Origin of the sequence: Craterilacuibacter sp. (assembly GCF_051659485.1) — a bacterium.
Classification (GTDB): domain Bacteria; phylum Pseudomonadota; class Gammaproteobacteria; order Burkholderiales; family Chromobacteriaceae; genus Craterilacuibacter.
Genome location: NZ_JBOFOO010000386.1, coordinates 1 through 14,088 on the forward strand (window position 1 = coordinate 1; position 14,088 = coordinate 14,088).

Here is a 14,088-nt window from a genome sequence, read left to right on the forward strand (position 1 = left end):
CCGGCATACATGCCGGCTTCGGTGCCGAAGCCCCAGAAGAAATCGGCACGGATCGCACCGCGTATCGCCCCACCGGTGTCCTGTGCCAGCATCACCCGCTGCAATGGCTGTTGTGACAGCGGCCAGGTGGTACTCAGGAACACCGGCGCCCCCAGCGGAATAAAACGCGGATCGACGGCAATGCTGTAGCCATCGGTCAGCGGCACACCCAAAGCCCCCAAGGGTCCGCCGCCAGCACTACCCAATACCCGGAAGAATACATAACTCGGGTTGACATTGAATAGCTCATTCATGCGATTCGGATTTTTTTTGATCCAGTCCTGAATCCCCTGCATGGAGGCATCGGCCATGACCATCTCGCCCTGATCCACCAGATGACGGCCGATAGACACATAAGGGTGGCCATTCTGCTCGGCATAGCCCACCCGCAGCATGGAGCCGTCCTCCAGCTGGATGCGGCCCGAGCCCTGAATCTGCAAGAAGAACAGTTCGACCGGGTTTTCTACCCAGGCCAGAATCTCGCTGCCTGCCACCCCCTTGCCGGCGCTGATGTCGCCGCGCTGGTAATAGGGGCGGAAACGATTGCCCTCGATGCGCCCCTTGAGACGGGAAGTGCGTGCATCAATGGCAAACTCGGACAGCGTCGCACTGTACTCACCGCCGCCATCCACCACTTGCAGCCGGTTACCCGCACCCTTGCGCAAGCTCAGGCTGCTGCGGCTACGCTGCTGCGCCGTCACATCGGCAACGACCAGATCAGGCGGTACGCCATACACCGGATACGGCGTACGCGCACTTTGCGTGCGCGAGCCATTGAGCAGCGGCTCGTAATAACCGGTAATCAGCCCCTCGCCGGCACTGCCATCCAGAATGCGCCAGGCCGCGAAATCCTGTTCGAAATAACGCCGTACCGCACGGCCATCCGCCTCGTCTATGGCTAAGGCACGGCTGCAGGCCTCACCCCAGCCCGGTTTTTTCTGCAACACCCGGCAACTGCCGCGCAGCGCCTCCAGCGAGCGCACCAAACCGGCATCGCTCCAGCCCGGGACGGCCGCAAGTGCCGCCTGCTCATAACGCACATTCCCTGATGCGGGAGAGGTGGTAGTAGGGGGCGGCGTCACACTGGAACAGGCCGCCAACCAGAGCAGGGGCAGGCCAAGCAGGAATCTTGATTTCATGATGATTTGCAATGCGGCTCGTCCGGCAAGCATACCGGCATGAGCACATGAATAAGGGAAAGCCGGAATTGTGCCTATCGCCGTGCAATGCCACAAGCCAACAATGACCGGCCCACAAAAAACGCCAGCCCGAAATACCGGCTGGCGCCAACGCTTGCCATCACAAGCGGGAGGGAAAGCGCAAAAAATCAAGGCTGGGCGGCTTGCTCGGTAGCGGCTTCGGCGCGTACCTGATCCATATCCAGCGCACACACAGCCTGAATCAGCTCTTCAAACTGGGCCGCCATCATGGCGCCGGCCTGCTGATATACCATGATGCCGTCGCGCATCACCATCAGCGTCGGGATAGAGCGGATATTGAAATGCCCGGCCAGTTCCTGCTCGCTTTCGGTATCTATTTTGCCGAATACGATGTCCGTGTGCTTATCGGCAGCCGCCTCGAATACCGGGCCGAAACTCTTGCATGGCCCGCACCATGGCGCCCAGAAGTCGAGTATCACAATGCCTTCCGGCTTGACGGATTCGTTGAAAGTGTCGGCGGTGATGTTCACGCAGGCCATACTGTCTCCCGATAATATTGACATGACAAGCCGGAATGCTTGCCTTTAAGGCATTCCAGATGGGCACAATCCGCAGCGGCGCAAGAGCCGGTGCGGATTGTATTTGCCGATCATACGGATAAAGCTGCGCTATCAGCCGCCAACAAAAGGCAGGGCGAGGAATAGCTTGATGGTGATGGCGTTGATGATATCGATAAAGAACGCCCCCACCATAGGCACCACCAGAAAAGCCAGATGCGACGGACCGAAACGCTGGGTCACGGCCTGCATATTGGCAATTGCCGTCGGTGTCGCGCCCAAGCCGAAGCCGCAATGACCGGCCGCCAGCACCACCGCATCGTAGTTTCTACCCATCAGGCGGAAGGTCACGAAGTAGGCAAACAAGCCCATGGCCGTCGCCTGCGCAATCAGCAGCACAAAGATAGGCAAAGCCAACGCGGCCAAATCCCACAGTTTGAGCGACATCAGCGCCATGGCCAGAAATAGCGACAGGCTGACGTTGCCCACCAGCGATACCTCGCGCTCGAATACCTTGTGCACACCCAGCGTTTCCAGGCCGTTGCGCAGCAATACGCCGACAAACAGTACGCAGACGAAGGTCGGCAACTCGAATGGCGTGCCCTTGATCAGCGCCCCCAAGGCCGTGCCGCCCAATAGGCTGACCGCGATCAGCGCCAGCGTTTCGATAAAACTGAACTGGGTGATCAAACGCTCCTGATTGGGTTGCTCGAAGCCTTGCGGCTCGTCATCGGCATTGTGTTCGGCGCCGGGTGCCTTGACCTTGCGCATCAGCAGATTGGCCACCGGCCCGCCGATCAGCCCCCCCAGCACCAGACCGAAGGTTGCCGTGGCGACGGCCAGTTCGGTCGCCGATGCCAGCTGGTATTCGTTCTGGAACACCGCACTCCAGGCGGCACCGGTACCATGGCCACCCGATAAGGTAATCGAGCCGGCCAGCAAGCCCATCAGCGGGTCCAGCCCCATCAGCATCGCCAGCGAGATGCCCAGCGTGTTCTGCACGACCAAAAGGCCGGCCACGATCAGCAAAAAGCGTCCGACCATCTTGCCGCCGGACTTCAGCCGCGCAAAGTCGGCCGACAGACCGATGGAGGCAAAAAAGGCCAGCATCAAGGGTGTCTGCATGGCGAGGTCAAACTGCACCTGAAAGCCCATCCCCTGACGCAAGGCCAGCAGGATAAGCGCCACCAGCAGGCCCCCGACTACCGGTTCGGGGATATTGAATGTGCGTAGCAAAGGCGTACGCGCCACCACCATGCGGCCGATCAGCAATACCAGCGAGGCCGCAACCAAGGTGCCGTAGAAGTCGAGTTGAATCATTAAATCTCCCTTTTTTTAACACGCGCCATGCGCGTGTGAGCCGTTCAGACCTCCTGATGCCGGACTTGCCAGCATTGGTGAATTTTTTTATTGCGAAAATCTTCCGCTACAGAAGCCGCGCTGATATCGCGTATCCGGTAACGTGCCGCCAGCGCAGGGTCCAGCGTAAAACTGCGCAGGTTATTAGAGAAATACAGCACACCATCCGGCTTGAGCAAGCGCATGGCGCCATCGACCAGACGCGCCTGATCGCGCTGTATATCCAGTACTTCCATCATCTTTTTGGAATTGGAAAAACTGGGCGGATCCATCACGATCAGATCAAACGCCTTGCCATGATAAGCAGCGTCTTCCAGATACTGGAACACATCGTCGCGTATCAGCTGGTGTTGTTCCGTATCCATGCCGTTAAGGCTGAAATTACGGCGCGACCAATCCAGATAGGTATTGGACAGGTCTACCGTTTCCGAGGCAATGGCACCGCCGGCGGCGGCGTACACGGTAAAGCTGCCGGTATAGGCAAACAGGTTCAGCATGCGCTTGCCGGCCGCCTCTTCCTGCACGCGGCGGCGGGTGTTGCGGTGATCGAGAAACAGACCGGTATCCAGATAATCATCCAGATTGACCCAGAATTTATGCCCCTGCTCGCTGACCACGAAGTTGCTGCCGAACTGGCTGACTTTTTCGTACTGGTCCAGCCCCTTCTGGCGGCGGCGGGTCTTGATTGCAATGCCGCTACGTGCACAGCCGGTGATGCCGGCAATGGCGTCCAGTACCGCATCCATCCATAGCTGATACTCGGCCTCTTCCATTTGCCAGCCGGTGTCATACTCCTGCAGGTGCACGCGTGCACCGTAAATATCGACGGCAAACGGAAACTGCGGAATATCCTTGTCGTAGACGCGCCAGGCATCGGTGGGCAGGCGTCGCGCCCACTTGGAAAGGTGCTTGAAATTCTTGGCAAGACGGTTGGCAAAAGGTGATACGTCGACCATATTCGTCTCCCTGCTGATTAAAAAACGCGCCAGTATAGCGTAGCTTGGGCTCAAACTCCCGCGAGGTAGGCATTGCCCGGCCGCAAACCACATGGCCGCCACCCCAAAACGAAACAGGCCTGCCGTCAACGACGGCAGGCCCGACAAGCACCCAACAGGGAAAACAATCAGCCTTCGGCACCAAACAGTGCCACCAGCTTGCGATAGACCGGCTCGGCTACATACTGGCGTATCACCTTCTCCCAGCCATTGGGCCCGACCAGCCCCTTGACCATGGTAGAGGACACTTCGGCATACTCGCGCGGCGGCAACAGAAAAACGGTGGTGATATCCGGATGCAAGTCCGAGTTGATATAGCGCATGGTGCGCTCGTATTCGTAATCACTGGCGGTACGGATACCGCGCACGATGTAATTGGCGTCTACGCTCTGGGCGTAATTCACCAGAAACTGGTTTTCGAACACATCGATCCGCATCTTGCTCAGGCCTCCGGTGACGGCATGCAGCATTTCTACGCGCTCTTCCACGCTGAAGCTGCAATGCTTTTCCGGATTCACGCCGATCGCCACCACGACCTCGTCAAACAACTCCACGGCCTCACGTATCATCCATAGATGTCCGTTGGTCACCGGGTCGAAACTTCCTGCATAGACGGCACGTTTCAACGGATCAATCCTTTTTGCTGGGCATAAACATGGCAACAACTGTAACGTGAGCATGGCAGCGGAACAAGGCTTTCTGCTGCAACGCAAAAAAACCCCGCTCTTAGCGGGGTTCGTATGCAAAATAAACCACACTGGGCTTCAGTTTATTTCTTCGGCGCGGTGGCAGGCGACCTGATGCCCGCCCACAAGACGCAGTTGCGGCTCTTCCGCACTGCAACGCGCCTCGGCAAACGGGCAACGCTTGTGGAAAGTACAACCGGAAGGCGGATTAAGCGGACTGGGCAGTTCGCCGACGATCTTGATCTTGATCTTGCGGTCTTCCGGGTGGATGGAAGGCGTCGCCGACAACAAGGCCTTGGTATAAGGGTGCAGCGGTGCAGCATAAAGTGCGGTCTTGGAGCCCACCTCCACCGCCCGCCCCAGATACATCACCATCACATCGTCGGCCACATGCTCGACCACCGACAGATTGTGCGACACAAACACATAAGCCGTCCCCAGCTCCTGCTGCAAATCCATAAACAGGTTGAGCACTTGCGCCTGGATGGAGACATCCAGCGCCGAAGTCGGCTCGTCGGCGACCACGATCTTGGGCTTGAGCATCATGGCACGCGCAATGGCAATACGCTGGCGCTGGCCACCGGAGAACATGTGTGGATAACGGTAATAATGCTCGGGACGCAAACCGACAATGGTCATCATCTGCTTGACCCGCGCCTCGCGCTCGCTGGCACTGAGCGAGGTATTGATCAGCAATGGTTCGGACAGCTGCACGCCGATTTTCTGGCGCGGGTTGAGCGAGGCATACGGATTCTGGAACACCATCTGCACCTTGCTGCGCATGGCCTTGATGTCGCCCTTGCTACCCGAAGCCACATCAATGCCGTCAAGCACCAGTGAGCCTGAAGTCGGCTCCTCGATCAGGGTCAGCGCACGCGCCAGTGTCGACTTGCCGCAGCCCGACTCCCCCACCACCGCCAGTGTTTTACCGGCAGACAGATCAAACGAAATGCCGTTCAGCGCCTTGACCGTAGCGGCCGGCTTGAGAAAACCCTGTGACACCGTGTAATGACGGGTCAGCTCACGTGCACACAATACCGTGCTCATAAGGCAGCCTCCTTGGTGCGTAGGGGAAAGTGGCAGCGTACGACGCCGCCCTCGATCGCGGTCAGGCCCGGGCGCTCGCTATGGCAACGCTCGGCCACATACGGGCAGCGTGGCGACAACAGGCAGCCCATGGGACGGTCATACTGGCCGGGGACGATACCGGGCAAGGTATTGAGCCGCGCCGCCCCCTGACTATGCTCGGGAATGGAAGCCAGCAGCGCTTCGGTATAAGGATGGACCGGTGTACGGAAAATGCCCGGCACCTGCCCCATCTCGGCCACTTGCCCGGCATACATCACCGCCACCCGGTGCGCGACCTCGGCGATCACCGCCAGATCGTGGGTGATCATAATCAGTGCCATATTCTGGCTTTGCTGCAAGGACACCAGCAAATCCATGATCTGCGCCTGGATGGTCACATCCAGCGCGGTCGTCGGTTCGTCGGCAATCAACAGCTTGGGCTTGCACGCGATCGCCATCGCAATCACCACCCGCTGGCTCATCCCGCCGGACAACTGGTGCGGGTAGGCATTCAGGCGCGAGGCGGCGGCCGGGATCTCGACCATTTCCATCAGTTCCAGCGCCCGTGCCTTCAGTGCCGCACCACGTAGCCCCTGATGCACTTTCAGCACTTCCATGATCTGGTAGCCGACGGTATAGCTCGGGTTCAGCGAGGTCATCGGGTCCTGAAAGATCATGGCAATATCCTTGCCGACAATCTTGCGACGCTCGCGCGGGCTGATGGTCAGCAAATCCTTGCCGTCAAAGGTCAGGGTATCGGCCACAATGCGCCCCTGCCCTTCCAGCAAGCCCATCATCGCCATCATGGTGACCGACTTGCCCGAACCGGACTCGCCGACGATGCCGACGATCTCGCCCTCGCCCACGCTAAGATCCAGCCCTTCTACCGCACTGAACGGTTTATCCAGACTGCCAAACTGTACCGAGAGATTCTTGATTTCGAGCAAACTCATGTTTCTCTCCTTAGGCTGCGCGCTTGAGTTTAGGGTCGAGTGCATCGCGCAAGCCGTCGCCCATCAGGTTGATCGCCAGCACCGAGAACAGAATCGTCAGCCCCGGCATGGTTACCACCCACCACGCACGTTCGATATAGTCGCGCGCCGAAGCCAGCATGGTGCCCCACTCCGGTGTCGGCGGCTGCACGCCCAGACCGAGAAAGCCCAAGGCGGCGGCTTCGAGAATGGCCGACGAAAAGCTCATGGTCGCGTGCACGATCAAGGGCGCCATGCAGTTGGGCAAGACGGTCACGAACATCAGGCGCAGCTTGCCGGCCCCGGCCACCCGGCTGGCCGTCACATAATCGCGGTTAAGCTCGGTCAGCGCCGAGGCGCGCGTCAGGCGCACATAGCCCGGCAAAGCCACCACCGCAATGGCGATAATGGTATTCACCAGACCCGGGCCCAGAATGGCCACGATGGCGACAGCCAGCAGCAATGCAGGCAAAGCCATCATCACATCCATCAGGCGCATAATGGCCGGCCCCAGCACCTTGGGCGAAAACGCCGCCGCCAGCCCCAGGATCACACCGGGAATCAGCGACATCACCACCGAAACGACGCCGATAAACAGCGACATGCGGGCGCCGTAAATCAGCCGCGACAGGATGTCGCGCCCCAGTTCGTCAGTACCGAACAGATAAGCGATACTGCCGCCCTCACTCCAGGCCGGCGGCGTCAGCAGATGGTCACGGAACTGTTCGATCGGGCTATAGGGCGCCACCAGCGGGGCCAGGATGGCGGCGGCAAACACCACCAACATAAATATCAGGCCAGCGAGAGCGCCCTTATTGAAAGAAAAACCCTGCCAGAATTCACGTAGCGGGCTGGGGTAATGCACGACCGGCTCGTCGGCGAGCGGCAAGCTGGTGCGATGGGTTTGGCTCATGGCGGCCTCCTTACTTGGCATGACGGATGCGCGGGTTGGCAACGCCGTACAGGATATCGACGATAAAGTTGGTAATGATCACCAAGGTGGCAACGATCAGGATGCCGTTTTGCACGATGGGGTAGTCACGGCGACCGATGGCGTCGATCAGCCATTTACCGATACCGGGCCAGGAAAAGATGGTTTCGGTCAGCACCGCCCCGCCCATCAAGACCCCGACTTGCAGCCCCATCACCGTCAGCACCGGAATCAGCGCATTACGCAAGGTGTGTACAAAGATCACCCGTGCCGGCGACAGCCCCTTGGCGCGCGCGGTGCGCACATAGTCTTCCTGCATCACTTCCAGCATCGAAGAACGGGTCATACGCGCAATCACCGCCAGCGGAATCGTCCCCAGCACGATAGAGGGCAGAATCAGGTGCATCACCGCATCCTTGAAGGCGCCGGCGTTGTACTCTGGATCCATCGCCTCGGCACGCCAGGCATCGATCAGCATAAAGCCGGTGTCCGGCGGAATGTCGAACATCAGGTCCAGCCGGCCCGATACCGGTGTCCAGCCTAGCGACACCGAGAAGAACATGATCAGCACCAGCCCCCACCAGAAAATCGGCATAGAAAAACCGGTCAGCGCCAATCCCATTACGCCGTGGTCAAGCAGCGAACCGCGCTTGATCGCCGCCACTACGCCGGCAAGCAAACCCAGTACGCAGGCAAACACCATGGCGCACAAAGCCAGCTCCAGCGTCGCCGGAAACAGGGTGGTAAATTCGGACCACACACTTTCGCGCGTCACCAGCGACTCGCCCAGATTGCCCTGAAACAAATTGCCCAGGTAATCGAAGTACTGCGCATACAGCGGCTTGTCCAGACCCAGACGGTGCAGCGCCTCGGCATGCATCTGCGGGTCCAGCGTACGCTCGCCCATCATGACCTCGACCGGATCGCCCGGAATCATGCGGATCAGACCGAAAGTGAGCAAGGTAATGCCGAAGAAGGTCGGTATCAACAGACCCAGACGGCGAAGAATGAAGGTAAACATAGTTTCTATACTCCCGATGCTCGGCGTACCTGCATCGTTGTCGCTCCCCCGAAGCCCGGGCATATTCCCGGGCACTTTATATGGCCCCTTGCTGGCTGCCATGAAACCGCAGCCTGAAAGTGCGGCTCTTGCAGGCTGCATCGATCAGGCTACGCCCTGCCGCCACGGCGGCAGGGTTCAAACACTGCTGCTTACTTCACGCCCACACCATAAAATGCATTCAGGCCGAAGGGGCTGACCTTGAAGTCCACCACGTTATTGCGTACCGGCTGGTTAATCGTGGAGTGTGCTATCGGAGTGATCGGCACTTGCTGCTTCAGGATTTCCTGCGATTTGCTGTACAACTTGGTGCGCTCGGCGACATTGGTGCTCAGCTTGGCTTTTTTTACCAAGTCGTCAAACGGCTTGTGACACCACTTGGAGTAGTTGCTGCCGGAGACCGAATCGCAACCATAGAGGTTGTTCATCCAGTTGTCCGGATCTCCATTGTCACCGGTCCAGCCGATCAGGATCGCATCATGCTCGCCCTTCATGGCGCGCTTCATGTACTCGCCCCATTCGTAAGTCACGATCTTGGCCTTGACGCCGATTTTGGCGTAATCCGCCTGCATCATCTCGGCCATCAGACGGGCATTCGGGTTATACGGACGCTGCACCGGCATCGCCCACAAGGTCATCTCGAAGCCGTTCGGATAGCCGGCCTTGGCCAGCAAGGCCTTGGCCTTGGCGACATCATAGGCACTGGACTTGATCGCCTTGTTGTACGACCACTGCGTAGGCGGCAGCGCGTTGTCTGCCTTCTGGCCCGCGCCCTGATATACCGCCTTGAGGATGGCATCCTTATTGATGGCCATATCCAGCGCCTGGCGCACTTCCAGCTTGGCCAGTTGAGGCTTTTGCACGTTGTAGGCAACATAACCCAGATTGAAACCCGGCTTGGTAATCACCGAAATCTTGGGGTCGGCCTTGATTGAAGGCAGGTCGGCCGGACGCGGATAGACCGTCACCTGGCACTCACCCTTCTTCAGCTTCTGCGCGCGTACCGACGGGTCGGTCACGATGGCGAATACCAGATTGTCCAGCTTGACATCGGCAGGCTTCCAGTACTGCTTGTTGCCTGCGTAACGTATCTGCGCATCCTTCTGGTAGCGGCGGAACACAAACGGGCCGGTACCAACCGGCTTTTGGTTGAGATCGGACGCCTTGCCGGATTTCAGCAGTTGCCCTGCGTATTCGGCTGACTGGATGGAGGCAAAGCTCATCGCCATATTCTGGATAAAAGCGGCATCGACATTCTTGAGCGTGAAACGCACGGTCTGCGGATCAAGCTTTTCAACTTTGGCGATATTGCCATCCAGCCCCATATCGGTGAAATAAGGGAACTCGGTCGGGTAGGCTTTGCGGAACGGGTGATTCTTGTCCAGCATGCGCTGGAAAGTGAACATCACATCGTCGGCATTGAAGTCGCGTGCCGGCTTGAAATAATCGGTAGTGTGGAACTTGACGCCTTTTCTGAGCTTGAAGGTGTACACCTTGGCATCGGGTGAAATGGTCCACGATTCGGCCAGCCCCGGAATCACCTTGGTCCCGCCGCGCTCGAACTCGACCAGACGATTGAACACGGTTTCGGCCGAGGCATCGAAGTCGGCGCCGGACAAATACTGCGCCGGATCAAAACCGCCCGGGCTGCTTTCAGAGCAATAAATCAGCGTACCGGCAGCTTGGCTAGCCGCCGCACTGGCCAGTAAACCGGCGGTAATCAGTAGTTTTCTGGTTTTTTTCATTATAAATTTCCACTTCTCTTTTGGATGGGATGGTTGTGCGAGCTGAGCCTGTACATCACACCCAAACTACATTATTTAATCATTGAGCAATTGACAAGTGGTTATTCTATAATTAGAGGCTAATTATGCCAAGTAAGATTGATTTAATAAAATTAAATGACAAAAAATATAAGTATCTGATTATTATCAAACATAGTTAATGCTATTACATCTCATTCGATAAAAAAATGGCCCCGCGAAGAATCGCGGAGGCCATTTCTGGGGAGCACAGTGCCCCCACGGTTTTACTTCACACTGACATTCTGGAAGGTGTAATCACCAAACGGGCTGATTTTGAAGCCCTGGACTTCTTTACGCATCGGCTGGTTGACTGTCGAGTGGGCAATGGTCGACCACGGCATATCACGCTTGAACACCTCCTGCGCCTTGGCGTAAAGCTTGGTACGCTCGGCAGTGTTCGGCGACTTGCGGGCAGCCAGCACCAGTTGATCGAATTCCTTGCTGCAATAGCGCGCATAGTTGGAACCGCCGACAGCTTCACAGGTCAGCAGCACGCCCAGGAAGTTGTCTGGCGACGCGTAGTCGCCAGTCCAGCCGATCAGGCCGGTATCGTGCTCGCCGTTCTTCATGCGCTTGAGGTACTCGCCCCATTCGTAGCTCTGAATCTTGGCTTTGACGCCGATCTTGGCCCAGTCAGCCTGAATCATCTCGGCCATCAGTTTGGCGTTCGGGTTGTACGGACGCTGTACCGGCATCGCCCACAGGGTGATTTCAAAACCGTTGGGGTAACCGGCCTTGGCCAGTTCGGCCTTGGCTTTAGCCGGATCAAACGCGGCATTTTTCAGCGATTTATTGTACGACCACAAGGTTGGCGGCATCGGGTTGGATGCTTCTACGCCTTGCCCTTGGTACACGGCGGCGATGATGGCCTTGCGGTTGATCGCCATATCCAGCGCTTTACGCACCGCCGGGTTTTTCAGCTGCGGCTTTTCGACGTTATACGACAGATAACCGATATTGAAGCCCTGCGACGACATCATTTTAAGCGCTGGATCAGCCTTCATGCCGGCAAGATCTGTCGGCTTCGGATAAGACATGATCTGGCACTCGCCAGCCTTCATCTTCTGGTAACGCACCGACGGGTCGGTGGTGATGGCAAACACCAGATTGTCGATCTTGACCGTGCCCTTCTTCCAGTAGTCCTTGTTGGCGGCGTAGCGGATCTGCGCGTCCTTCTGGTAGCGCTTGAACACAAACGGGCCGGTACCAACCGGCTTCTGGTTGATATCGGCAGCCTTGCCGGCCGCCATCAACTGGCCCACATATTCGGCAGACAGGATAGACGCGAAAGGCATGGCGACTTTAGCCAGCAAGTCGGCATCCGGATCTTTCAGCGTGATACGTACGGTTGTCGGATCAAGTTTTTCTACCGACACGATATTGGCATCCAGACCGGTATCGGAAGCAAACGGGAATTCAACCGGGTAGGCCTTGCGGAAGGCATTATTCTTATTGACCATGCGGTCAAAGGTCAGCACCACATCGTCTGCTGTCAGCTCGCGTGTAGGCTTGAAATAGTCGGTGGTGTGAAACTTCACCCCCTTGCGAAGCTTGAAGGTGTAAACCTTGCCGTCCGGCGAGATGGTCCAGCTCTCGGCCAGACCCGGCTGGATCTTGGTCGAGCCTTGCTCGAATTCAACCAGACGGTTGTAAGCCGGATGGCCGGAGGCATCGAAACTGCTGCCGCCGGTGTACTGCGCATTATCAAAGCCTTCAGGACTGGCTTCGGAACAATAGATCAGGGTTCCGCCGGCGGCGTGAGCCAACTGGGCACCGGCGATCAGGCCGGCGGCAATCAAAATGCGTGTCATTGTTTTCATGATTTCTCCGTTGTATTCCCGAATACGAGAAGTGCCCGGCGCACCGGGCACATAGAGACAACATTAAGCAACAACAATGCCATTTGCAATATAAATTGCGCAACAAATGTATTTTGTATACCAGTGCAACTGAAAGCTTACATTTTGCGCAACACAACGCTACCCACCGAATAACCGGCCCCAAAGGAAGACAACACACCAATTTCGCCAGCGGCCATATCGGCGCTGTAAAGATGAAAGGCAATCACCGAACCGGCCGAACTGGTATTGGCATAGCGGTCCAGAATCACCGGTGCCTCGTCGGGGGTGGCTTCCCGCCCCAGTACGCGACGCGAAATCAGCTGGTTCATCGCCAGATTGGCCTGATGCAACCAGAAGCGGCGCACGGCATCCGGCGCCACACTCAGGCTAGCCAGATGGCTGACAATATGCTCGCCCACCATAGGGCAGACTTCCTTGAATACCTTGCGGCCCTGTTGCACAAACAGCTTGTCCAGGGCACCGATACCGGACTCGTCACAACGGTTCAGGAAACCGGCGTTATTGCGGATATTGTTGGAGAACACGGTCGCCAGCTTGCAGCCCAGTATCTCGAAACGCTGCGCCGAAGTGGCGAGATCGGCATTTTCCAGCACCATGGCAGTGGCCGCATCACCAAAAATAAAATGGCTGTCGCGGTCACGGAAATTGAGGTGGGCCGAACAGATTTCCGGATTCACCATCAGCACCGCACGGGCAGAGCCGCAAGCAATGGCATTGACCGCGGCCTGAATACCGAAGGTGGCCGATGAGCAGGCCACATTCATGTCGTAACCGTAGCCGCTGATCCCCAAGGCCTGCTGTACCTCCACCGCCATCGCAGGATAGGCACGCTGCATATTCGAGCATGCCACAATCACCATATCGATATCGGCCGCACACTTGCCGGCATTGGCCAGGGCCTCGCGCGCCGCCGCAACCGCCATTTCAGCCTGTATCGACAACACGTCATTGCTACGCTCAGGCAAAAACGGGGTCATGCGTTCGGGGTCGAGGACGCCCGTCGCATCCATCAGGTAGCGCTGCTGGATGCCGGAAGCCTTGACGATGAACTCGGCGCTGGATTCTGCCAATGCCGCCACGCTGCCATCGCTGATCGCGGCCTGGTTTTCCGCGTTAAAGGCGCGCACATACTGGTTGAATGCTGCAACCAGTTGTTCATTGCCAACTGCGTTGGGCGGCGTAAACAAACCGGTTCCGCTGATTACGACCTTGTTCATGCAAAAAACTCCATAGCCGACGCTACTTACAGCGCAAGCCACTGACGATGTTATTCATAAGGATTTTCCGGCTGATGATACACCACGCCTTGCAATAAACTGCAAGAAAACCCTCCCTGAACAGCATAAATCCTTGTAAAATCGGCACGTTTGTAGTGAAACTCCATCTTAAACGGTAAGCATAAAAAACTTTCGCCACTAATACTTGACTAAAACACTCCAGTATCGACATACTCCGGCACGGATAGCGAAAACACACCGCAGCAAAGACAGGGAGAACACCACAATATGCGCCTGACCACCAAAGGACGCTTTGCCGTTACCGCCATGCTGGACCTTGCCCTGCGCGAAGCAGGCGGCCCGGTCACGCTGGCCGGC

General features: G+C 57.5%; 12 protein-coding genes and 1 pseudogene. 1 reads left to right on the forward strand and 12 read right to left on the reverse strand.

The genetic code is table 11. From position 1 onward, the window contains the following. From mltA to ACRC1E_RS13345, 12 genes are all read right to left on the reverse strand, one after another. Positions 1 to 1,178, reverse strand: a 1,178-nt coding sequence (gene mltA, locus ACRC1E_RS13290; RefSeq protein WP_438515569.1) for a murein transglycosylase A, incomplete at its 3' end; no start/stop codon positions are given. A gap of 188 nt (positions 1,179 to 1,366) precedes the next feature. Beyond that, positions 1,367 to 1,738, reverse strand: a complete 372-nt coding sequence (gene trxA / locus ACRC1E_RS13295; protein ID WP_438515570.1) for a thioredoxin — start codon at positions 1,736 to 1,738, stop codon at positions 1,367 to 1,369. A gap of 132 nt (positions 1,739 to 1,870) precedes the next feature. Beyond that, the gene (gltS, locus tag ACRC1E_RS13300; protein ID WP_438515571.1) at positions 1,871 to 3,076 is read right to left on the reverse strand and encodes a sodium/glutamate symporter; all 1,206 of its coding nucleotides are present in this window, start codon (positions 3,074 to 3,076) and stop codon (positions 1,871 to 1,873) included. Between the two features lie 44 nt (positions 3,077 to 3,120). Next, entirely contained in the window at positions 3,121 to 4,071 is a 951-nt protein-coding gene (locus ACRC1E_RS13305; RefSeq protein WP_438515572.1) for a class I SAM-dependent methyltransferase, read from the reverse strand. A gap of 167 nt (positions 4,072 to 4,238) precedes the next feature. Further along, positions 4,239 to 4,790 (reverse strand): pantetheine-phosphate adenylyltransferase, encoded by a 552-nt coding sequence (coaD, locus tag ACRC1E_RS13310; RefSeq protein WP_438515573.1) that lies wholly within the window; start codon positions 4,788 to 4,790, stop codon positions 4,239 to 4,241. A gap of 84 nt (positions 4,791 to 4,874) precedes the next feature. Continuing rightward, positions 4,875 to 5,843, reverse strand: a complete 969-nt coding sequence (locus ACRC1E_RS13315) for a peptide ABC transporter ATP-binding protein (protein WP_438515574.1) — start codon at positions 5,841 to 5,843, stop codon at positions 4,875 to 4,877. Next, the gene (locus ACRC1E_RS13320) at positions 5,840 to 6,817 is read right to left on the reverse strand and encodes an ABC transporter ATP-binding protein (protein ID WP_438515575.1); all 978 of its coding nucleotides are present in this window, start codon (positions 6,815 to 6,817) and stop codon (positions 5,840 to 5,842) included. Before ACRC1E_RS13320 ends, ACRC1E_RS13315 begins: the two co-directional genes overlap by 4 nt. A 10-nt stretch (positions 6,818 to 6,827) precedes the next feature. Then, a complete protein-coding gene (locus ACRC1E_RS13325; protein WP_438515576.1) occupies positions 6,828 to 7,748 on the reverse strand; it encodes an ABC transporter permease subunit in 921 nt (306 codons plus the stop codon). A 10-nt stretch (positions 7,749 to 7,758) separates the two neighbouring features. Beyond that, positions 7,759 to 8,787 carry an ABC transporter permease subunit gene (locus ACRC1E_RS13330; RefSeq protein ID WP_438515577.1) on the reverse strand — a complete coding sequence of 343 codons (1,029 nt, stop codon included), beginning with the start codon at positions 8,785 to 8,787 and terminating at the stop codon, positions 7,759 to 7,761. A gap of 191 nt (positions 8,788 to 8,978) precedes the next feature. After that, on the reverse strand, positions 8,979 to 10,571 hold the full coding sequence (locus tag ACRC1E_RS13335; protein WP_438515578.1) for an ABC transporter substrate-binding protein: 1,593 nt from the start codon (positions 10,569 to 10,571) through the stop codon (positions 8,979 to 8,981). A 284-nt stretch (positions 10,572 to 10,855) separates the two neighbouring features. Continuing rightward, positions 10,856 to 12,451: an ABC transporter substrate-binding protein gene (locus ACRC1E_RS13340; RefSeq protein ID WP_438515579.1), complete on the reverse strand. Its 1,596-nt coding sequence runs from the start codon at positions 12,449 to 12,451 to the stop codon at positions 10,856 to 10,858. Between the two features lie 137 nt (positions 12,452 to 12,588). Beyond that, positions 12,589 to 13,710 (reverse strand): beta-ketoacyl-ACP synthase III, encoded by a 1,122-nt coding sequence (locus ACRC1E_RS13345; protein ID WP_438515580.1) that lies wholly within the window; start codon positions 13,708 to 13,710, stop codon positions 12,589 to 12,591. A 288-nt stretch (positions 13,711 to 13,998) separates the two neighbouring features. Between ACRC1E_RS13345 and ACRC1E_RS13350 the strand changes: the two are divergent. Next, positions 13,999 to 14,088 (forward strand): annotated as a pseudogene (locus ACRC1E_RS13350) (DNA-binding protein); the annotation flags it as partial.

Bases quoted from the DNA above. Each gene is read 5' to 3' on its own strand.
- coaD (WP_438515573.1), bottom strand. From the start codon at position 4,790: ATGCTCACGTTACAGTTGTTGCCATGTTTATGCCCAGCAAAAAGGATT.
- ACRC1E_RS13315 (WP_438515574.1), bottom strand. From the start codon at position 5,843: ATGAGCACGGTATTGTGTGCACGTGAGCTGACCCGTCATTACACGGTG.
- ACRC1E_RS13330 (WP_438515577.1), bottom strand. From the start codon at position 8,787: ATGTTTACCTTCATTCTTCGCCGTCTGGGTCTGTTGATACCGACCTTC.
- ACRC1E_RS13320 (WP_438515575.1), bottom strand. From the start codon at position 6,817: ATGAGTTTGCTCGAAATCAAGAATCTCTCGGTACAGTTTGGCAGTCTG.
- ACRC1E_RS13305 (WP_438515572.1), bottom strand. From the start codon at position 4,071: ATGGTCGACGTATCACCTTTTGCCAACCGTCTTGCCAAGAATTTCAAG.
- gltS (WP_438515571.1), bottom strand. From the start codon at position 3,076: ATGATTCAACTCGACTTCTACGGCACCTTGGTTGCGGCCTCGCTGGTA.
- trxA (WP_438515570.1), bottom strand. From the start codon at position 1,738: ATGGCCTGCGTGAACATCACCGCCGACACTTTCAACGAATCCGTCAAG.
- ACRC1E_RS13345 (WP_438515580.1), bottom strand. From the start codon at position 13,710: ATGAACAAGGTCGTAATCAGCGGAACCGGTTTGTTTACGCCGCCCAAC.
- ACRC1E_RS13340 (WP_438515579.1), bottom strand. From the start codon at position 12,451: ATGAAAACAATGACACGCATTTTGATTGCCGCCGGCCTGATCGCCGGT.
- ACRC1E_RS13325 (WP_438515576.1), bottom strand. From the start codon at position 7,748: ATGAGCCAAACCCATCGCACCAGCTTGCCGCTCGCCGACGAGCCGGTC.
- ACRC1E_RS13335 (WP_438515578.1), bottom strand. From the start codon at position 10,571: ATGAAAAAAACCAGAAAACTACTGATTACCGCCGGTTTACTGGCCAGT.